This window comes from Paenibacillus sp. S33, from assembly GCF_053615415.1.
Window position 1 is genome coordinate 5,043,537 of record NZ_JBSIEZ010000001.1, and the last position, 20,140, is coordinate 5,063,676.

The following is a 20,140-nucleotide window of genomic DNA, read 5'->3' on the forward strand; positions in this document are numbered from 1 at the left end:
TGTTTTGCGCCCGCAATTTATCATAATAGTGTAGACATGCTATAAAACAGTCGCAACAAGCCTGATTAAGACTGAGCGCTTGCCCCTGCAACGATTTCCGTAATTTCCTGGGTAATAGCCGCTTGACGAGCACGGTTATAGGTCAAGGAAAGCTCACCAATTAACTTGGAAGCATTCTTCGTAGCAGATCCCATCGCCGTCATCTTCGCTCCCAGTTCACTAGCTTTACCATCCAGCAAAGCGCCGTAAATGAGCGTTTCCGCGTAACGCGGCAGCAATACTTCCAGCACTCCTTCTGGTGAAGGCTCATACTCATAGTTAATTGAGGATGAAGCTGTAGCTGAATCCGGTGTTGCCATTGGTAACAGACGGTCAACTGTTGGAATTTGAGTCAATGCGTTGACAAAGCGGTTATAGCATAGATAAAGCTCATCAAATTCTTTAAGTTCAAAGCCTTGTACAGCCTTGCTTGCAATTGTTTTGATATCTGCAAAAGCAGGTGTATCTGACAGATCTGTTACCGATTCAGCGATAGGAAATTCACGACGTCTGAAATAATCCCGTCCTTTTCGCCCAATGATGAAAATCACAAATTCATCCTGTGAACGGTGACGTTCAGCAATCGTCTGCGTAACCTGTCGCAAAATATTGGCGTTATAACCACCAGCCAGACCACGATCAGATGTAATGATGAGATAAGCAGTCTTTTTAACCGGACGCGTTTCCAGCATTGGATGCTTGATGTTATTCGCTCCAGAAGCAATGCTACTCACAACTTCCTTAAGCTTTTCTGAGTAAGGACGAGCCGACTCCGCTTTCTCCTGAGCTTTTCTCAGCTTGGATGCAGCGACCATTTCCATCGCTTTCGTGATCTGTTTCGTACTCTGCACACTTTTAATCTGACGTTTAATCTCGCGCATACCTTTTGCCATGATTTCACCACCTTTAAGCTCTAGCAAAGCCAAAGCTAACTTCGTAAGCAATCCCTTAGCTTAGCTTGGACCAAGTCTAAGCACTTCGTAAGATTCAAATCCAGCCGGACATATGTTAAAGGGCCTGTTATAGAGGGTAAAACATGCCAAGGAAGCCAAAACCCGGAGGGCACGCTTCCTTAGGACATCTTTCATCATAAACAGGCAATTCCAATGTATTAAACCGACGTGGCGAATGATTTTTTGAATTTCTCGATAGCCGCCTTCAAAGCCGCTTCGTTATCAGCCACCAAGTCTTTCGTGTCGCGGATAGATTGAAGCACGTCCTGATGGTCAGACACCATGAAAGACAGGAAGTCTTTTTCAAAACGTTTTACATCCGCTACAGGGATATCATCAAGGAAGCCTTTTACTGCAGTATACAAGCTCACTACTTGTTGCTCTACAGCAAGCGGTTGGTTAACGCCCTGTTTCAGAATTTCCATCATGCGTGCGCCGCGATCCAGACGGGCTTTTGTGGATTTATCCAAGTCGGACCCGAATTGGGAGAACGCTTGAAGCTCACGATATTGAGCAAGATCCAGACGCAGGGAACCTGCTACCTTTTTCATCGCTTTAATCTGAGCAGAACCACCTACACGAGATACGGAAATACCTACGTTGATCGCTGGACGTTGCCCTGCATAGAACAAGTCAGCTTCCAGGAAGATCTGTCCATCCGTGATGGAAATAACGTTAGTTGGGATATATGCAGAAACGTCGGAAGCCTGTGTCTCGATGAACGGCAATGCGGTAAGTGATCCGCCGCCCAACTCATCATTCAGCTTCGCTGCACGTTCCAGCAAGCGAGAGTGAAGATAGAAAACGTCACCCGGATAAGCTTCACGACCCGGTGGACGACGCAGCAACAGGGACAATTCCCGGTAAGCTGACGCTTGTTTAGTCAAGTCATCATAAACAACAAGGACATGCTCGCCTTTGTACATGAAATACTCACCCATGGCGCAGCCAGAGTAAGGAGCAATGTACAGCAATGGTGATGGTTCGGAAGCAGATGCCGTAACGACAATCGTGTATTCCAGCGCACCGTGACGACGCAATGTTTCAACAACTTGAGCTACCGTGGATTGTTTTTGACCAATAGCGACATAAATACATTTCATGCCATTGCCTTTTTGGTTCAAAATTGCATCGATTGCGATAGAAGTTTTACCTGTTTGACGGTCACCGATGATCAACTCACGTTGACCACGACCAATCGGAACCATCGCATCAATAGCTTTAATCCCCGTCTGCATAGGCTCATGTACCGATTTACGGGCCATAACACCTGGAGCCTGACTTTCAACCGGACGGAATTCTGTTGTAGCAATCGGTCCTTTACCGTCTACCGGTTGTCCCAGTGGGTTAACTACACGTCCGATCAGCGCTTCCCCTACAGGGACCTGCATGATCTGACCTGTACGTTTTACTTGACCGCCTTCACGAATGTCGGAGAATTGACCCAAAATAACAACACCGACATTGCTTTCTTCCACGTTGAGCGCCAAGCCCAATACGCCAGTGTCGAATTCAACCAATTCACCGGCCATAACTTTTTCCAGTCCGTAGACGCGGGCAATACCGTCGCCGACTTCAACAACAGTGCCGACTTCAACGACCTCGATATCATTTTTATATTGTTCAATCTGACTTTTAATCAATGAACTGATTTCCTCAGGTTTGATACTCAAGTGTGTTCACCCCTATCTTCTATACTCGTCTGTTAAAGGATTTCTCGAGACGATCCAGCTTGCCGGCCAGACTGCCGTCGTACAGTGTATCGCCGATAACCACTTTCAATCCGCCCAGCAGACTCGGGTCCACTATATTTTCCACGCGGATTGTTTTATGTTCACGGGCTCCGAATTGCTCGGCTACCGCTGTTTTTTCCTGATCACTTAAAGCATAAGTCGAATACACCTTTGCATGAGCAAGCCCCAGCTTATATTCCTGAATATCGAGGTATCCGGCAAGGAGAGATTCGAACAAATCTGCTCTACTACGCTGAATCAACAGTTTGATCGTGTTAATTAGCGAAGCAGACAGCTTGCCTTCAAAACTGTTAGCCAGAACTTGAAGCTTGACCGTTTCCGTAATGTTAGGAGAATTAATGAATTTACGGATTTCAGCATCCCCCGATACAGCCTCTACAAAAGCACGTAGCTCCTGCTCGGTTTCCATAATGGTCTGTTCTTGCTCTGCCACTTCAAACAAAGCTTTCGCATACCGTTTGGCAACTACCGTATCCCGGCTCATGCTTTGCCTCCTACCTCTTTAAGGTATTGGTCGACAAGCTCTCCTTGGACTTGGTCTTCCTTGATTTCCTTTTGAATCAGTTTGGAAGCAATTTGTACCGAAGCTTTACCCACTTCGCTGCGCAGTTCGGCAACCGCCTTATTACGCTCGCTTGTGATTTCACGAACAGCTTCGTCTTTCAGGCGGACAGCTTCGTCTTTAGCCTGAACAATAATTTGCTCCGCTTGCTTGTTACCTGTTTGTTTTGACTGCTCAATAATGTCGTACGCTTCCTTACGTGCCTGCTGGAGAGCCTGCTTTTGCTCCTCAACATAAGCAGCAGCCTGTTCACGCGTCTGTGCCGCTTCATTCATTTGCTGTAATACAAGCTGACGGCGCTTCTCCATAACGGAAAAGAGAGGGCCGAATGCATAACGCGTCAGTAACCAGTACAAGATCAAAAATGCAATGATTGTGAAAACGATACTTGTCCAATTTAAACTCAATTGAAGTCACTCCTTTCCGGTGAACGTCGGTCCTAGTTATCTCTTAAGCCAAGCAACAAAGAAGGCGCGGATGGCTGTGGCCTTCCCCGCCAAACCTTGCAAGTTTCAAATTATTATGCCTTAGCGTAGAAAATAAACGCCAGAACGACCCCGATAATAGGCAAGGCTTCAACCAGACCTACACCGATAAACATTACCGTTTGCAAAGTTGATTTAGCCTCAGGCTGACGAGCGATACCTTCAACTGTTTTACTTACGATCAGACCGTTACCAATACCTGCGCCGAGCGCACCCAAACCTACTGCGATAGCTGCTGCTATTAATGCCCAAGCTCCCATTTAAAAATCCTCCTTAGAGATGTGTATTTGTGTTATACATGTATTTGCAGTTAAGAGCGAAGCGTACTCCTGAACTTAACTAAAAACCCGAAACTAAATTTACCTAATGCTCTTCTTCATGCGTGTCAATTGCCTGTGAAATATATACGAACGTCAAAATGGTGAAGACGAACGCCTGAATACTGCCGACAAAAATACTAAACCCTTGCCAGACAACGAGTCCCAATACGGAAGCAATCCAGCCTCCTACACCAAGTGCTGTCAATTTCAGCAGGACACTGATCAAAACTTCGCCAGCAAAAATATTACCGAATAGACGCATACCATGTGTCAACAGTTTTGAGAACTGCTCAATCAAGTTAATTGGCAAAAAGAATGGAAATGGCTGAACGTAATGCTTGAAGTAAGCTTTGGTATTACGGAAGATCCCTAGGAAATGAACCAGGACAAAGATCATCAAAGCCAATCCAATGGATACCCCTGCATCTGCGGTAGGTGATTTCCACCAGCTGATGCCTACATGGGCAACTTCGCCCGGGTGAGACGCCTGTGCTTGTTCTAATGCTTCTTTGACTGGAATGATTTCATGTCCAAATACTTGGGCACTTTGCGCATTATCGAATTCGGTCACAATCCCGAACGGTAAGCCCAGCATATTCCCTACGAAAATGAACATGATCAGCGTCATCCCCAAGGAGAGGAACGGCTTCCCTTTTTTCAAATCCATCGTGCTGGTAATCAGTCCTTGAACGAATTCTACGACCCATTCCATAAAATTTTGCAGCTTGCTTGGATTGTCCACAGACAAATTGCGGGTTGCAGCAAATGCCAGTCCAAATACAATCGCACAAGTCACAATAAGCATAATAATGACGGACAAGTCAATGTTAAACCCGCCCAATTCGATAATCGGTGATTCATGCAACATGTTTTCTCACCCCTTTCTCAGTTGAGCCATCATTTTTCCTGTAGCGCGAATATGATGCCTATAATTAAAAGAAGAAATTGTCCAGTCACCAGGCTTGCCATTACAGCGATCTCATGGAAATAGGCCGGAAATTCTAGCGCCAGCACTACTGCCAAAATAGAGGTCCCTACTCGAACGCCAAAGCCAATGCCCACCTTTTTCTTCTTGCCTTCACCGGCGGCTGCACTCGCAACCTGTCGAATTTTGTAGGCCATATACAGCACATTAAGACAGCTTACTCCCGTTCCCAGAATGATTCCGTGAGCAATGTCACGATGTTGGGGCATGAAGGCGGAGACCAGGAAACACAGAGCCATAATACCAAGCGCTACGATCCATAACATTTTTTGCATACGGGTCATCTCATTCATGGTTATCCCTCAGTACCTTTCCGATCACAAGGGCAATACATAATGCGCCTACAACCAAGCCTGCGAGAACGCTTACGCCAATCCAAATTCCGGAGCCACCAAGTTTGGCATCAATCCATTTTCCGACATAGAAACCACCCAGTGTGCATATCGCCAAATCAATGCCGATCGCGCTCACCAGTCCTATAGCCTTAAAGGCATTTCCGGTGTTATTTCGGTTGTTGTTTTGCTTGGAAGGTTTGACCACTTTTCCATGTCACCCCTGCAATTCCAGTCCATTTTACTTAAATATAAGATGCTTTGTCAATTGAGATATTTTAGTGCCCTAAAGTATAAAATCAAACGACAAAGCATCTTAAATTGCTGTATCCCTTGGTAACCGTACAGTTTAACTGTATGCTTGCCTTGTAAAGAATAATTATATCGGACGAACACCTTTTGTGAACATTGTGTGAAATTCCTCAGGACGTTCAGTTTGAACACCATAATGGTGCAAAATCGCATTGACAATCCTTACTGACGCTTGTCCATCGCCGTAAGGATTCGCTGCCTGACTCATAGATTCGTACAACGCGGAATCTGTCAAAAGTGCCTTAGTCCGATTGTACACGTTCTCTTCACTCGTACCCACCAGTTCCAAGGTGCCCGCTTCAATTCCTTCCGGTCTTTCAGTCGTATCACGCAGCACCAGAACAGGTACTCCGAACGAAGGTGCTTCTTCCTGAAGCCCACCGGAATCCGTAAGGATCAGATGTGTATGTGGATAAAAATTGTGCAGATCCACGACATCCAGCGGATCAATCAGCTTAATACGCGGATGGTTGCCTAAAATCTCAAATGCAGGTTCCTTCACAGCCGGACTCGGATGAACCGGATAAACAATAGCGATATCCTCAAACTCATCCGCAATTCGCTTAACTGCATTAAAAATCTGACGATGCGGTTCCCCTTGGGATTCCCGGCGATGTGCTGTCATGAGAATCAGACGTTTGCCCTGAGCCCAGTCCAGTACGGGGTGCTCGTAATCCTGGCGAACCGTATACTGAAATACGTCAGTTACTGTATTGCCTGTAACATATATTCGCGATTCAGGCTTGTTTTCCTTCCGCAAATTTCCAGATGATAAAGAAGTAGGCGAGAAATGCAGATCAGACAGCACGCCTGTGAGCTGACGGTTCATTTCTTCAGGATATGGAGAAAGCTTGTTCCACGTCCGCAAACCCGCTTCCACATGCCCTACTTCAATCTGCTGCATAAAGGCTGCATAGCTGGCCAGGAAAGTCGTCAGCGTATCACCGTGAACTAACACGATATCGGGCTTGGCCTCACGCAATACAGGCTCCAGACCTTGAAGTACCCGCATCGAGATTTCATTCAGTGTCTGGCGATCCTTCATTACGTCCAGATCATAGTCAGGGTGAATATTGAAAACTTCCAGAACCTGATCAAGCATCTGGCGATGTTGAGCCGTAACGCATACCACGGACTCGATATGCTCCGGGTGACGCTGAAGCTCCAAAATAAGAGGAGCCATCTTAATCGCTTCCGGACGCACACCAAAAATTGTCATCACTTTGATTTTAGACATTTTCTGTTGAACCCCTTTTCATAATAAATGTCCGCTTCACAGGTCTTCCATTATTCAGAAAAACGACCTGTCATAACGTCCATAGATTTTGCCGAACCGCCAAGGGCAGTCTACTTGGTTCCGTACAAGCGGTCTCCCGCGTCGCCAAGACCCGGAATGATGTATCCATGATCATCCAGACGCTCGTCCAATGCAGCGACATAGATGTCTACATCAGGATGCGCATCCTGCACAGCTTTGACTCCTTCAGGAGCAGCAATCAGATTCATCATTTTAATTTGAGTACAGCCTCTCTTTTTCAATACATCAATCGCCGCAATTGCCGAGCCACCCGTTGCAAGCATCGGATCAATCACGATCAATTCGCGCTCAGTTACATCTGTAGGCAGCTTCGTATAGTATTCTACGGGTTGCAGCGTCTCAGGATCGCGGAACAGTCCCACATGGCCTACCTTTGCTGCAGGCAGCAGCTTTACTACGCCATCCAGCATACCCAAGCCTGCACGCAGAATCGGAATAAGACCCAGCATACGTCCTGAAATCACTTTACCTTCTGTCTCAGCAACCGGTGTCTGCACCGTAATGCTTTCCAGCGGGATATCCCGTGTAATTTCATAAGCCATCAATGTTGCTACTTCATCCACCAGCTCGCGGAAATCCTTGGTGTTGGTCCGCACATCGCGGATAAATGTAAGCTTGTGTTGGATCAAAGGGTGATCGCAAACCACCAGTTTTGCCATAATATATTCCCTCCGTTGCTTCTTCAGATACTGTGTTATTTTTAATTACTTAGCAAGTATCCTTCATAAATCCTAATCATTATATCATTCTAACCGTGCTTTTACACTAAAGGCTATATGTACAAAAATCATAAACTAAAATTAGTATATCATTATATAGGTACTACTTAATCTTAAAGCTCAATGAACAAGAGACTGTCAAGTGACAGTCTCTTGCCAAAGCATTTGTTGATTAATTATAATATTACCATACCGCTTTCCCACTGCATGTATACGTGCAATTTGAACTACATGAAAAAGTACATGTGGTTGCACAACCACCTGTACAGGAAAAGCTACATGTTCCACAATAGCCTTGGACATCTTCTCTATTTCCAACATTTCTTTTGGAAAATAAGTTTCTCATATTTTTCACCTCCTTTCAGGTGTAAATATCAAACCATTATGCATTAACTTCACTCATTACCAAGTTTATTTCATTAGTATTAAAATCTATGGTCCAGTTAGAGTTTGGGTGCCTTTTCCATTGATACTTTTTAGAAGTACAAGTCCACCAGTTCTCCATAGCAACCATAGTCTGACCGAGATCTTTCACAATCCTCTCATATAAATCATTATGAATCATTGCAGTATCGGTAAAAGTATTTATTAGTTCTTGCAATGCAGTTTTTCGTTCATACATTTGTAAGATTTCTTCTTTTTCGGATTCCAGAACGACTCCTACTATTTCGTTTTTCATAATTTGCACCCCTTAGTTAAATAAATTTATTGATTAATCAATTGCTTTGACTTTGTTTTATAAAAATTATGAATAGGATCTAAATAATCTATGCTTTTTAAAGCATTTCTAAATATTATCCCTTCTTTCTCTAGACAATTTTTAATCTGAACTGAACATTCCCTTTCAATATGACTAATGATACATTGAATTTCAGAAGGTACATTGATCTGAGTAGTGAGCTTATGATTTAAATATTTACATCTGCTGCAGTGGAATGCATCACATCCCTTGCATAAGGGTGATTGTTCCAAGCCCACTAATTCATTTGTTTGCAGTTTTGTATCTAGATCAAGATTGCACATATATTTTTCAGGGTTTTCAAAGTAAAAAGCAGGGCACATATAAATTCTTCCATTGGGGGCAAGTGTGAATGTATTCTCTCCAGCACCACAGTTACACATTTTATCCAGTTCTAAAATATCAGTCAGTACATTAATTTCCAAGGGTCTTCCCTCTTTATAACTTTCAATTATCAACGTTGAGAGTTTACTTAACTCTCTTTCATAATTCTCCAAATTTTCTTTCTTCCAAAGTTCGATATCATCTAAAATAAGGTTAATTCTATTAAAGTCAAGCTTTAAAACTTTAATAAACCTTTCGATATTAGGTATATTTCCTTTATTGATTTTGAGAATGCATAATTGATTATTATTATTTTTATCTATTTTTCTTTGAATTTGATATATGTCGTTGTCAAAAATTTGTATAAACTTGTTATCATTGTGATAATTTGTTTTACTCATTCGTAGTATTGAAGCATCAGCGTAAGGAAAATCTCCTAATAGTATAGGCGTCAATTTATGTTTTTCACAAAACTCCAGCCCAAGCTTATAAGTCTCCTCAGCCATATATTTACTTTCTAATCTAATTTTACTTTTGTATGAACAATGCGTTGTTATGTGATCCGACTCCAAAAACATTAAGTACTTCTCTTTCCCATCCGGTACTGTTACAGTTGGTTTAATTCCCGTTCTTTTCTCAAATTCGTACCAGAAGTAATCATTTGCATTACAATTTGCTTTATGCATCTTACATATAAAAGTTGCCCTTTGAAATATAGTATCAGTAGATGCCGTATCATAATTATGTCCCACACACCATGCGCATCCAGTTGCAACTTCACAATTGATACATTCTTCCTTACTTTGATTTTGAAGATTAAGTAACATAAAGGGTCTTAAACGGTTTTTATCAATGCCAGTGTGTATATTACCGATCGAGTATCCGGGTCTATTGCTCAAAGAATAATCAACGAATCTAACACATGGGAAAAAGTCACCTTTATAATCTATAGCAAGCATTTTTCCAACTCCACAAAAATTCTGATTAAGCTTTTCCTCATCAAGTGGTTTACCTAAATTTTCTTCAAAAAATCTTACGTTATGATCCTTCCATAGATCGTGTTCTAGAATATAATCTGCTAATTCTTTGAGTTGGTTCTCAAAAATCTGGTCGTCTCCTTCCTCCCACACATCTTCAAATATTACATTTGCTGATACATCATTTATCCCTAAATCCCATAAACTAATTATACTATCTTTAAGGTGTGGTAAATCATCGTGTGAAAAGGTAGCCTTAGTATGACTGTTTGGAAACTGTTTCTGCCATAACGAAATATTATTCTTCACAAGATCGTATGAACCACTGCCATCAGGAAAAACTCTTTGCAGATCATGTTTGGTCTTATTTCCGTCTACACTAATTCCAATATTCAACTTACTATGATTCTTCTTAATAAATCTCTGAACCTTAGGTGTATGGTATAAAAGACCGTTCGACGAGAAATTAAAACGATAATTGTTAAACCAGAGATGATCCAATTGATACATCTGAATTTTTATATAATCACAAATTTTATCAATTAAATCAATTTCCAGGAATGGCTCGCCTCCAATAAAGTCCCAAATCACAGCTTTTTCCGGAAAATCTTCCGGATGACTCAATATATAATCAACTGCTTTTTTGGCAACATCAAATGTCATTTTATTTTTATGATTTTTACCCACTATATAACAATACTTACAAGCTAAGTTGCAGTCCTCTGTAACGCAAAAAGTAATTTGTTTTCCTTCTTCTGATCTCCACTCTTCTACGGTTTTACCCAACATATAGTTCAGTGTACTCATATTCTTCCTCCCAAAGTTCCCCTTTTTAATAATGAATTTATTTCATCATACCTAAAGTCTATTTTGCTAATTAATCTGGCTATATGACCACTTATGAAAGCTGCTGCTATACTTGAACCAATTAGATGCTTATAATTAGGAATTTCATCAATTTTTTTCACATTATTAACATTATCGCAAGCATAAAAATACTTATTAGTATAACAATAATTTTCAGGATCTAAATTAGACGTGCTCTTGACCCCAATAACATTCGCTAATCGAGCAGGTAGAGATCTCACTTTATCGTTATTAGCAGCAGCTACTACAAAGATTTTATGGTCTTGAGCTTCACAAGACAATCTTTTCAGCGGTTTTGCATATCTCAAGCTTTTGGTTCCAAGACTCATATGAACAATGTCAGGATTATATTCTATTGCTCTCTTAAAAGCATAAAGTAATAATCTTCCGTCAGATCTTAATTCTTCATTTAATATGTTCATACTTATAAACTCAATATTTGGTGTGATATGCTTTATTGCCATTGCAACTGCTGTACCATGATCATTATTATATGAAAATTCATTTTTCTCCAATACAGTACCATTTCTATCTAAGCTAAAACGTATAGATTCTTTTACATGTTCTACGAGCCCCCCTTTGTCTATGTCTATTCCGCTATCCAACACCACAATTTTGACAGGTCTAAAAGCAAAAGTATTCGTTTGTCTCACACTCTTCCTCCTTATCATTAGATTGACATTTCAGAATTAAATAGATCTATATAATTTTTGTTATTAGTTAAACTAGTATGGATACCACTCTCAATAACCTTTCCTTGATCAAGAATGATAATTTTGTCACAATCAATAACATTAGATAAATGATGCGCTATAATAACTATTGTATGATTATGAGAGAGTAAGTTAAGTGTGCTATTAATAAAATACTGTGACTCATTGTCAACAGAAGAAGTTGGTTCATCCAACAAAATAATTCTAGTATTCCTTAATATAGCCCTTGCAATTGCAAGCCTTTGTTTTTCCCCCCCCGATAAATTAGTACCGTTTTCACCAATTATAGTCTCATACCCATTTGGCAAATTAATAATAACATCATGTATGTAGGCCTTTTTACAAGCTTCATAAAGGTCCTCAATAGTAGTATCAGGATTAGCAACAAGCAAATTTTCTTTTATTGATCCACCAAAAAAATAGGGTGCCTGTTGAACAAGCGTAATATACTTCCTAAGACTAATTTCATCTATTTCTTGCAAGTCATAATCATCAATATATATCTGACCACTTATAGGCGAATAAAATCTAAGCAATATATTGAAAATTGTCGATTTTCCAGCACCACTTCTTCCTACAATTGCTGTTTTGGAGAAAGGTGCAATTTCAAAGCTTACATTATCAAGTATTACACGATCTGTCTCATAGGAAAAAAACACGTTTTTAAAATTTATACTGCCCTTTAGATTTTCCGAATTTCCATTATTTTCAAATTCAAATTTGTATTCTTTTCTATCCATAACTGCAAATATTCTTTCAAGTGATACAACTAATCTTTGAAAATCAGTGTTAAATTCTGTAACTTGCATTAGTGAATTAATTAATTGAAATGAATATGTGTTTAAAGCAATAAAAATTTCTATAGATAATGTTTTAGTTTCAACAACAAGATATGCACCTATCAAAATAATAAGGATTTGGATAATAAAGCTAACAATCTGGGCAAGGTTCTGAGAAATAGCCTGTAAATGTACAATTCTAATTTTTTTTGATTTAAGTTCTTCCGTGGCTGTGCCGAAGTTAATTAAATTCTGATCTCGTATATTAAGATTTCTAATTTCCTTAATACCAATAAATGACTGCTGAACTATGAAATATATATAATCATTAATACTGGAGGCTTCAGTACTTCTAGCTTTAATATGCTTAGAAAATAATTTTATAATCAAATATAAAACTGGAATTAGTGCAACAATCAAGAGAGCTAATTTCCATTCAATGAAAAAAAGAGTTATACCTATAGCTAAAGACGTTAGTAAATTCACGATAAAGTGTACCGACTTACCCACAATGACGTCGGCAACGACCTCGGTATCATTGTGTAATTTAGAAATAAATTCAGACACACCTATTTTATCAAAATCATAAATTGATAAGTTCATTATTTTCTTATATAACGTTTGTTTTAAGTTTAAAATAATAGATTCATTTAAAAACGAAAAAAGGTGTGCTCTTCCGAGATTAACTAGAGTCTGAATTAAAAAGAATATTATAAAATAGAATGTAAATTTATATAGTTCATTTAAGTTTTGATTATATAAGGAAGTAAGAATTTTTGCCCATAATAAAGGTTGAGCAAGACTTAATATAACTGAAACTACTATCACACCTATATTTACTAAAAATTTCAATTTATAAGGACGAATTAGTACCCACATTCGTCCTAGTAATTTCAAGGTTATTGGATGTTTAATATAATCCATAATCTAGCCTCTCGCCTTGTGACTTTAAACTCTATAAACAAATAATAATACAATTCATTCCATATTAATGTGATCATTCTCTCAAATAAATATTTTTTTGAATAAAAGCAATTTATATACAATAATATGCAAATTAAAAAGCTTATCCGATAAATGAATCGGAAAGCTTTCTCATCTACGTTTATCTATACTTCAAATTATCCCACGCTCCCTGAAATTGCCGAAGCATTTCGTCCTTCGTGATAACCCCTGCAATATAGGCTTGCATACTACTGCTTAAATCCTGATTTAGCCCTTTCGGAAAGCGTTGAAAGTTCCAACTCCATATCTTGCCTTCCCTCACATGTCGAGATATTTCTGCACCTAGATCACCTGTCGTCTCGTCACTGGACGTGATACTTTTGAAGGCAGGAACAAACTTAAATTCCTTGGTGATATAATGTTTGCCTGTTTCTGATGTGACCAACCAATTGAGGAATTCTTTTGCCTCCTGCTTCACAGGCGAATTTTTGTTGACCACCCAGTTCGAGGCCACTCCCACCGCGAGTCTACCTCCTGTAGAGGAATCATTGTCTATAGGCGCAGGCAGAATACCCAAATTCAAGTTAGGATTAATTCCATCCATTTGCGGTTGCGTCCAGTTCCCCTGGTGCATCATAGCAGCCTTACCTGTCGAAAACAGTGTCACTTGTGTATTATAATCCGTCGTGAGCGGATTGTGGTTCCCATATTTTATAGTCAGATCAAGCAACTTCACCCACTGATCGAACACGGGGTTACCGGGGATGCGAGCCGTTCCTTTGTTTAAATCCTCAACATAACTTTCCGGGTTCGGCTGTCTGGCAAACGGGATATTGATAAAATGGTTCCCCAGAACCCACCATTCCGCATACCCGTTAGCAAAAGGTATAATCCCTGCCGCTTTCAGTCGCTTGGCTGCTTCCTCCAGTTCATCTATTGTCTGAGGCAGTTTGGTTATGCCCGCTTTTTTAAACAAATCCTTGTTATAAACAAATCCAAATCCTTCTAGATTCATAGGCTGTCCATAAATCTTACCGTTAACTGTCATCGGCTTACGAGCGAAATCGTCCAGATCCTTCACCCATGGCTGATCCGACAAATCCTCCAAGTACTCCAACCACGTATCGCGGTCTTGGTAGCCCTCATTTGTAAAAATGTCCGGCTGATCGCCTGATGCGAATTTAGCCTTCAACGAAGCACCGTAGTCCGTACCACCACCGACAGATTGGATATCCAGCTTGATGCCAGGGTGCGTTTTTTCATATTCTGCCTTCAGCTTGTTTAACGGTTCCGATATCTCTACTTTGAATTGATAAATGTGTATCGTTTTTGTCTCACTCTGTTGAGCCTTCGTATTTCCACAACCTGCAAGTGTACATGCGAGCAGCACCATCAAGGAGATGACAAGTAACGCTGTTTTTTTCATCGATTATCTCTCCCTTCAGCCTTTGACCGCGCCGGCTGCAATGCCAGAAACGATGTATTTTTGCATCACCAGAAAAAACACAACAATTGGCGTGATCCCCAACACCAGTGCTGGCAGCGCCAAGTCCCATTGCTTGGTGTACTGACCAAACAACATATAGGTTGCAATCGGAATGGTACGCAGCTCAGGATCATTCAAAATGAGCGAAGGCAACAGATAGTCATTCCAGATCCATAAGGTATTCAAGATAAGCACGGTTACGAACATAGGCAGCAGCAGCGGACAAACAATGCGAAAGAACACCCCGTACCGGGATGAACCGTCCACCCTTGCCGCCTGCTCGATCTCAATAGGTACCGTTTTAATAAAGCCATGAAAAAGAAAAACGGATAAAGGCGCTCCAAAACCCAGATAACATAAGATCAGTCCCGGTATACTGTTGTTCAAGCTCAATACGTTGGACACTTCCATAAGCGGCAACATAATCGATTGAAAGGGAACTACCATCGCAGCCACAAGCAAACCGAACAGGAACCGGTTAAAACGAGTGTCATGCCGAACCATCTGGTAAGCGGCCATCGAGCTGATTAGTAGCAAAAGCGCATTACTGACGATCGTGACAATCAGTGAATTCCCCAGTGCTGTGGGAAAGTTTATTTTATTCCAGGCGTTAGCATAGTTTTCAAAACGGAAGGTTGTCGGCCACGAAGCGGAATGGGCCAAAATGTCGCCAAAGGATTTAACGGAGTTTACGAGCAAAAAATAAAACGGAACCAGAAAGATTAACCCGATCACAATTAGCATTATTTCAGCAACCCACGTGCCCAAACGATAGTTTGACGTTTTTCCCATTACATTTCGACCTCCTTTTTCTTCGTGAGACGCACCTGAATGCTGGTAATGATTGCAACGACCACAAAGAAAATCATAGCTTTGGCAGTCCCCAATCCAAGTCGATTATTTGTAAACGCTTCATTATATATGTCCAACGCTACAGACTCCGTCGACTTGAAAGGTCCCCCCTTTGTGAGAGCCAAATTCAACTCAAATACTTTAAAGGACCAGGATATCGCCAGGAACAAGCAGACGGTCACCGCTGGCATAATAAGTGGCACTACAATATGACGCAGAATCTGTCTTCGACTCGCACCGTCGATTTGTGCCGATTCAATAAGGGCATGCGGGACATTATTTAACGAGGATATGTAAATAACCATGAGATAACCTGCATATTGCCACACAAACACAATGACAGTTCCCCAAAAAGCAGTTGGCCCATCACCCAGCCACGGCAGTTTAAAAAAAGAAAGCCCTGTTGCCTCACCTACTGCAGAAAAGCCGCGTACAAATATAAATTGCCAGATAAAGCCGAGCAGCAAGCCGCCAATCATATTGGGCATAAAAAATACAGTTCGCAGTGCATTACGGGTACGCAACGGTTTGGTAAGTGCATAGGCTAGGAAAAAGCCAATCAGGTTCGTCAGAACGACACCACATACGGTAAACCGGACCGTAAACCAGAATGCATTACGAAAATCTGGATCATCCCTAAAAATATGAATGTAATTCCCCAGTCCGAGCCATCGGATATTTTCAGATACTCCATCCCAGTTGGTCATAGAATAATACAGCCCCAGCAGGAACGGAATGACCATAATCAAGACAAAAAACAACGCCATCGGTCCTACAAATACGAGCTGCTGCAAAAATTGCGCGGATTTTCTTTGACTCAATGCAATCACTCCTTTGTCGTAGATCATGAAGGATAGCGCGCATAAACCCTTACTGTAATCGCTTATTACCCAAAAATGTATGTTTCGAGTCGTTCGGAAGCAAAAAAAAGACTGTTCTCCTCCGGCTTACGGAAGGAAAACAGCCTATACATAAAAATTATGAATGTCGATGAATTAGTATTGAGTTCCTGGATAAATCGGGAACTTATCTGTCAACTCGCCAACCGCTTGGCTTGCTTTGGACAATACAGTATCATCTTTCGGGTTTTTAAGGGTTTCAGCAATGATTTTACCGATTTTGACCATAGCCTCTTCATCCATACCACGAGATGTTGCAGCAGGTGTACCAATACGAATTCCGCTTGTTACGAATGGACTGGTCGGGTCAAAAGGAATCGCATTTTTATTGACTGTGATGCCCACCGAATCCAATACATGCTCTGCTTCTTTACCTGTGATATTCAAATTGCGCGTATCCAACAGCATCAGATGGTTATCCGTACCACCGGATACAATGTTAATCCCCTCAGCCAGCAGTGTTTCAGCCAGCACCTGTGCGTTGCGAACTACGTTTTGCGCATAGGTTTTGAACGATGGCTGGAGCGCTTCACCCAAAGCAACCGCTTTGGACGCGATCACATGCATCAGTGGCCCCCCTTGAGTACCAGGGAAAATAGCTTTATCAATCGCTTGCGCCCATGCTTTGCGAGTCAGAATCAGACCCCCACGCGGACCACGCAGTGTTTTGTGTGTCGTTGTTGTTACAAATTGGGCATGCGGAACTGGACTTGGGTGAATTCCCGCTGCCACGAGACCCGCGATATGTGCCATATCCACCATAAACAGAGCGCCTACATCATTGGCAATGGAAGCAAAAGCTTCAAAATCAATAGTACGCGGATATGCACTCGCGCCAGCTACAATCAGACGAGGGCGGTGCTTAAAGGCTGCCTTGCGCACTTCATCGTAGTCGATGCGGAAGTTGTCTTCGCGTACACCGTAAGCAGCAAAGTTATACAACAAGCCGGAAGCGTTAACCGGACTTCCGTGTGTTAAATGGCCACCATGCGCCAAATTCATACCCAGTACAGTATCTCCAGGTTTGAGAGCTGCCAGATACACCGCCATGTTGGCTTGTGCTCCAGAGTGAGGCTGCACGTTAGCATGCTCGGCGCCGAACAATTCTTTTGCGCGGTCACGTGCGATGTCTTCAACGATATCTACATGTTCACAGCCACCATAGTAGCGTTTGTTCGGATAACCTTCAGCATATTTATTCGTCAGCACGGAGCCCATGGCTTCCATTACTGCTTCACTGACAATGTTCTCGGATGCGATTAGCTCGATATTGTGGCGTTGTCGTTTCAGTTCAAGTCCCATTGCTTCCATCACTGCCGGGTCACTTTTACGCAGGTGTTCCATCATGATTGATTACTCCCTCTCCATAGTCAATTGTTGGGTATACAAGCAAACGCCTGCTCCTCTGTTGGGTACCTCATCATCAATGCAAAAAAGATTAGTACAAACATGCCGCCATGCCAAATGCTAATCGCAGTTTCCGCCGACTTCTTGCTCCAGACTATACACTGCCCGTTGTCCACCAATAAGTGGAGGACGGGTGAATGCCGCTGTCACACGTGCTTCGCCAATCCAGCGAAGACTTGGGCGAAATGGAACAGCAATGGATCGCAGATGCATGCCAATCAGCGTTTCGCCGATGTCTATCCCGGCATGGGCCTGCACGTTCGCCGCCAAACACGCGTCACTCATAGAACGATAGGCGACGGTGGCCATAGAGCCTCCTGCTGTACGAACAGGAACAGCTGCAACCTCCGTCAGTCCCAGTCGCTCCAGCACAGCCCGTTCAACGACCAGCGCTCGGTTCAAATGCTCACAGCATTGAAACGCCACATCAAAGCCATACTCCCTGCGAACGGACTCTACTCCAGACAACAGTTGCTGAGCCACATCGAGCGCTCCCGCCGTACCAATCCGACTTCCAGCCACTTCACTTGTGCTAACGCCAATAACCAGCAGGCGGCCAGCCTTGAGACTGGCTGCTTCTGCGATTTCCCGCACAACAGAAGTGGTCTGTGCTTCTAGCGAAATCTCATGATCCAATTGTCCCACTATTGGAACCTCCTTTGGTTGAACAGCCTCTCAGAGACTAGGCACGGTCTCATGCCCCAAGTTCAACACACTCTCTCCTGATCACAATCTGACTATATTATAGCCGATGTTTCAGATTTCGAGCAGAAAAAATGGAAGAACCTTTAAAGGAATCAACTCTCAGCTAACAATCTGGCTCAACTTGTATATGAAAAAAAGAGCAGTCCACACCTATGTGGAATTGCTCTTTTGCCCAGGCGACCGGCCGTATATCCGATGCTCCATCGTGGTTAATCCCACTTTTGTCGCCAGTTACATCGGATTCTCATTTTTCCACCTTATCTTAACGGATTAGCCGCCGAAAATCAACAGATTCCGTACAAAACAGATGAGTAATACCAATTTTATTCGGAAGAAGCCTTTAGCTTGTCCAGCAGCTTATGCAGCGCCGTACGGATTTCCGCAGCTGTGACATCGTAGTCTTCTCGCGAACCGCCAAACGGATCTGAAATATCAAAGCCCGGAATCCGTTGGTGTAATTCAATCATTCGTTCACGCTCCTGCGCCGATAGCTCTTGTCCGAGTGAAGCCATCAACTGCTGTGAAGCATATAACCCATCCAACTCCTGTACATCATTCAACACCTCATCCCGGTTCTCCACATATTCCTTAAGCGTAAATACTTTGCCCGCCGTTTGGGGAAAGCGCTGAATGACGTGCTGTTTATGTCCTTGCGTCAAGGTTAAGATCAGATGCGCCCACCCGGCAAGCCCGTCGCTCAAAGGGGTTGAAGTGATCTGATCGGATATATCGTGATCACGTAGAACCGCCTCTGCATGTCGGGATATCGGCGTGCCTTCCATCGCGGCTACTCCCGCAGAACGCACTTCCAGTTCTAGCCCCTGCTCAGCAGCCAACTTACGCAGCATCCCTTCAGCCATTGGACTGCGACAGGTATTCCCTGTGCATACGAATAAGATATTCTTCAACGTTTTCACCCCCCGTATGTTAAAAAAATATATAAACAGAGGATTACTATAATCCTAATCCTTTACTATAACCCTGCACTTATTTTACACTGTCTACGCTAAAATCAAAACATAAACATAAAGCCGAATGCCAACAAAATGGCACCCCCCACTGCTTCCCCATAATCTCCTAGATTACGGCTGACCTTGCGACCCAGCAGCAGGCCCAGCATCGCCATTGCTCCCCCGCAAAAACCAAACGCCAGAACGGACAGCACCAGATCACTCTGGAACATACCTAGTGACACTCCTACAGAAAATGAGTCAACGCTCACCCCAAGTGCAAACAGCAAAAGGCCTAAAGGCGAACGATGATCCAATACCTGTACGCCGTCCCCTTTAAAGGAATTATACACCATATGCCCGCCCAAAAGGATGAGTAGACCCCCTGCGAAGTAGGCCGTCACATGACCTAATAAAGAACTCATATAATGGCCTGTGAACATTCCCAGTAATGGCATCAGAATGTGAAAAAAGCCAATGACAGTACTGATGCGCAGCACGTCTCGCAGGCGTATCCCCTTCATGCCGATCCCTACGCCCAGCGATAACGCATCCATTCCTAGCGCTACCGCCATGATTAGAATCGTTACAACCTGCCCGGCATGGGCAGAGGCTGCCAGCATACTCCATCCCTCCATTATCCGTCTGTTCTTGTACACGTTATGCGGACAAGGGGCAAATCAGTACAAGCATGTACTGGAAGTACCCAATACCGAGA

Annotated in this window: 21 protein-coding genes and 1 riboswitch; all 21 genes read right to left on the reverse strand. The window is 42.5% G+C overall.

What is annotated here, in order from left to right; genetic code table 11:
* Positions 1-65: 65 nt before the first annotated feature.
* Complete coding sequence (gene atpG / locus ACWGXJ_RS22860) at positions 66-932, reverse strand: ATP synthase F1 subunit gamma (protein ID WP_039271553.1); 867 nt, start codon at positions 930-932, stop codon at positions 66-68.
* Between the two features lie 218 nt (positions 933-1,150).
* On the reverse strand, positions 1,151-2,665 hold the full coding sequence (gene atpA, locus ACWGXJ_RS22865) for a F0F1 ATP synthase subunit alpha (protein ID WP_013312325.1): 1,515 nt from the start codon (positions 2,663-2,665) through the stop codon (positions 1,151-1,153).
* A gap of 19 nt (positions 2,666-2,684) precedes the next feature.
* Positions 2,685-3,230, reverse strand: coding sequence for a F0F1 ATP synthase subunit delta (locus ACWGXJ_RS22870; protein WP_061832042.1), 546 nt, complete (start codon positions 3,228-3,230; stop codon positions 2,685-2,687).
* Positions 3,227-3,715, reverse strand: coding sequence for a F0F1 ATP synthase subunit B (gene atpF, locus ACWGXJ_RS22875; protein WP_023990709.1), 489 nt, complete (start codon positions 3,713-3,715; stop codon positions 3,227-3,229). The genes ACWGXJ_RS22870 and atpF overlap by 4 nt, the downstream gene beginning before the upstream one ends.
* Before the next feature lie 113 nt (positions 3,716-3,828).
* A complete protein-coding gene (gene atpE, locus ACWGXJ_RS22880) occupies positions 3,829-4,053 on the reverse strand; it encodes a F0F1 ATP synthase subunit C (RefSeq protein WP_025683777.1) in 225 nt (74 codons plus the stop codon).
* 103 nt (positions 4,054-4,156) lie between these two features.
* A complete protein-coding gene (atpB, locus tag ACWGXJ_RS22885; protein ID WP_103047405.1) occupies positions 4,157-4,981 on the reverse strand; it encodes a F0F1 ATP synthase subunit A in 825 nt (274 codons plus the stop codon).
* A 29-nt stretch (positions 4,982-5,010) separates the two neighbouring features.
* The gene (locus ACWGXJ_RS22890; protein WP_103047404.1) at positions 5,011-5,391 is read right to left on the reverse strand and encodes an ATP synthase subunit I; all 381 of its coding nucleotides are present in this window, start codon (positions 5,389-5,391) and stop codon (positions 5,011-5,013) included.
* Positions 5,384-5,638 carry an AtpZ/AtpI family protein gene (locus ACWGXJ_RS22895; protein WP_322172860.1) on the reverse strand — a complete coding sequence of 85 codons (255 nt, stop codon included), beginning with the start codon at positions 5,636-5,638 and terminating at the stop codon, positions 5,384-5,386. Before ACWGXJ_RS22895 ends, ACWGXJ_RS22890 begins: the two co-directional genes overlap by 8 nt.
* Before the next feature lie 171 nt (positions 5,639-5,809).
* Entirely contained in the window at positions 5,810-6,979 is a 1,170-nt protein-coding gene (gene wecB, locus ACWGXJ_RS22900) for a non-hydrolyzing UDP-N-acetylglucosamine 2-epimerase (protein ID WP_452567646.1), read from the reverse strand.
* Between the two features lie 110 nt (positions 6,980-7,089).
* Positions 7,090-7,719 (reverse strand): uracil phosphoribosyltransferase, encoded by a 630-nt coding sequence (upp, locus tag ACWGXJ_RS22905; protein ID WP_013312332.1) that lies wholly within the window; start codon positions 7,717-7,719, stop codon positions 7,090-7,092.
* 442 nt (positions 7,720-8,161) lie between these two features.
* Positions 8,162-8,458 carry a CXXX repeat peptide modification system protein gene (locus ACWGXJ_RS22910; protein ID WP_254326144.1) on the reverse strand — a complete coding sequence of 99 codons (297 nt, stop codon included), beginning with the start codon at positions 8,456-8,458 and terminating at the stop codon, positions 8,162-8,164.
* Between the two features lie 26 nt (positions 8,459-8,484).
* Positions 8,485-10,626 carry a radical SAM peptide maturase, CXXX-repeat target family gene (locus ACWGXJ_RS22915; RefSeq protein WP_452567647.1) on the reverse strand — a complete coding sequence of 714 codons (2,142 nt, stop codon included), beginning with the start codon at positions 10,624-10,626 and terminating at the stop codon, positions 8,485-8,487.
* Positions 10,623-11,339, reverse strand: a complete 717-nt coding sequence (locus ACWGXJ_RS22920; protein WP_254326146.1) for a S8 family serine peptidase — start codon at positions 11,337-11,339, stop codon at positions 10,623-10,625. Before ACWGXJ_RS22920 ends, ACWGXJ_RS22915 begins: the two co-directional genes overlap by 4 nt.
* 17 nt (positions 11,340-11,356) lie before the next feature.
* A complete protein-coding gene (locus ACWGXJ_RS22925; protein ID WP_452567648.1) occupies positions 11,357-13,102 on the reverse strand; it encodes an ABC transporter ATP-binding protein in 1,746 nt (581 codons plus the stop codon).
* Between the two features lie 181 nt (positions 13,103-13,283).
* The gene (locus ACWGXJ_RS22930; RefSeq protein ID WP_452567649.1) at positions 13,284-14,549 is read right to left on the reverse strand and encodes an ABC transporter substrate-binding protein; all 1,266 of its coding nucleotides are present in this window, start codon (positions 14,547-14,549) and stop codon (positions 13,284-13,286) included.
* Between the two features lie 15 nt (positions 14,550-14,564).
* Positions 14,565-15,401, reverse strand: coding sequence for a carbohydrate ABC transporter permease (locus ACWGXJ_RS22935; protein WP_069290545.1), 837 nt, complete (start codon positions 15,399-15,401; stop codon positions 14,565-14,567).
* Entirely contained in the window at positions 15,401-16,282 is an 882-nt protein-coding gene (locus ACWGXJ_RS22940) for a carbohydrate ABC transporter permease (RefSeq protein WP_061832037.1), read from the reverse strand. Before ACWGXJ_RS22940 ends, ACWGXJ_RS22935 begins: the two co-directional genes overlap by 1 nt.
* Positions 16,283-16,456: 174 nt before the next feature.
* Complete coding sequence (locus ACWGXJ_RS22945; protein WP_013312336.1) at positions 16,457-17,707, reverse strand: serine hydroxymethyltransferase; 1,251 nt, start codon at positions 17,705-17,707, stop codon at positions 16,457-16,459.
* Positions 17,708-17,827: 120 nt separating this feature from the next.
* A complete protein-coding gene (locus tag ACWGXJ_RS22950) occupies positions 17,828-18,415 on the reverse strand; it encodes a TIGR01440 family protein (RefSeq protein ID WP_250268973.1) in 588 nt (195 codons plus the stop codon).
* Between the two features lie 220 nt (positions 18,416-18,635).
* Positions 18,636-18,717, reverse strand: a riboswitch (ZMP/ZTP riboswitch).
* Between the two features lie 78 nt (positions 18,718-18,795).
* Positions 18,796-19,380 carry a low molecular weight protein arginine phosphatase gene (locus tag ACWGXJ_RS22955; RefSeq protein WP_452567650.1) on the reverse strand — a complete coding sequence of 195 codons (585 nt, stop codon included), beginning with the start codon at positions 19,378-19,380 and terminating at the stop codon, positions 18,796-18,798.
* 104 nt (positions 19,381-19,484) lie between these two features.
* Entirely contained in the window at positions 19,485-20,045 is a 561-nt protein-coding gene (locus tag ACWGXJ_RS22960) for a manganese efflux pump MntP (RefSeq protein WP_023990719.1), read from the reverse strand.
* Positions 20,046-20,140: the final 95 nt, after the last annotated feature.

Coding starts and splice junctions, on each gene's coding strand:
- ACWGXJ_RS22870 (WP_061832042.1), bottom strand. CDS start 3,230: ATGAGCCGGGATACGGTAGTTGCCAAACGGTATGCGAAAGCTTTGTTT.
- ACWGXJ_RS22930 (WP_452567649.1), bottom strand. CDS start 14,549: ATGAAAAAAACAGCGTTACTTGTCATCTCCTTGATGGTGCTGCTCGCA.
- ACWGXJ_RS22910 (WP_254326144.1), bottom strand. CDS start 8,458: ATGAAAAACGAAATAGTAGGAGTCGTTCTGGAATCCGAAAAAGAAGAA.
- ACWGXJ_RS22935 (WP_069290545.1), bottom strand. CDS start 15,401: ATGGGAAAAACGTCAAACTATCGTTTGGGCACGTGGGTTGCTGAAATA.
- atpB (WP_103047405.1), bottom strand. CDS start 4,981: ATGTTGCATGAATCACCGATTATCGAATTGGGCGGGTTTAACATTGAC.
- ACWGXJ_RS22915 (WP_452567647.1), bottom strand. CDS start 10,626: ATGAGTACACTGAACTATATGTTGGGTAAAACCGTAGAAGAGTGGAGA.
- wecB (WP_452567646.1), bottom strand. CDS start 6,979: ATGTCTAAAATCAAAGTGATGACAATTTTTGGTGTGCGTCCGGAAGCG.
- atpG (WP_039271553.1), bottom strand. CDS start 932: ATGGCAAAAGGTATGCGCGAGATTAAACGTCAGATTAAAAGTGTGCAG.
- ACWGXJ_RS22890 (WP_103047404.1), bottom strand. CDS start 5,391: ATGAATGAGATGACCCGTATGCAAAAAATGTTATGGATCGTAGCGCTT.
- ACWGXJ_RS22925 (WP_452567648.1), bottom strand. CDS start 13,102: ATGGATTATATTAAACATCCAATAACCTTGAAATTACTAGGACGAATG.
- atpE (WP_025683777.1), bottom strand. CDS start 4,053: ATGGGAGCTTGGGCATTAATAGCAGCAGCTATCGCAGTAGGTTTGGGT.
- ACWGXJ_RS22945 (WP_013312336.1), bottom strand. CDS start 17,707: ATGATGGAACACCTGCGTAAAAGTGACCCGGCAGTGATGGAAGCAATG.
- ACWGXJ_RS22960 (WP_023990719.1), bottom strand. CDS start 20,045: ATGCTGGCAGCCTCTGCCCATGCCGGGCAGGTTGTAACGATTCTAATC.
- upp (WP_013312332.1), bottom strand. CDS start 7,719: ATGGCAAAACTGGTGGTTTGCGATCACCCTTTGATCCAACACAAGCTT.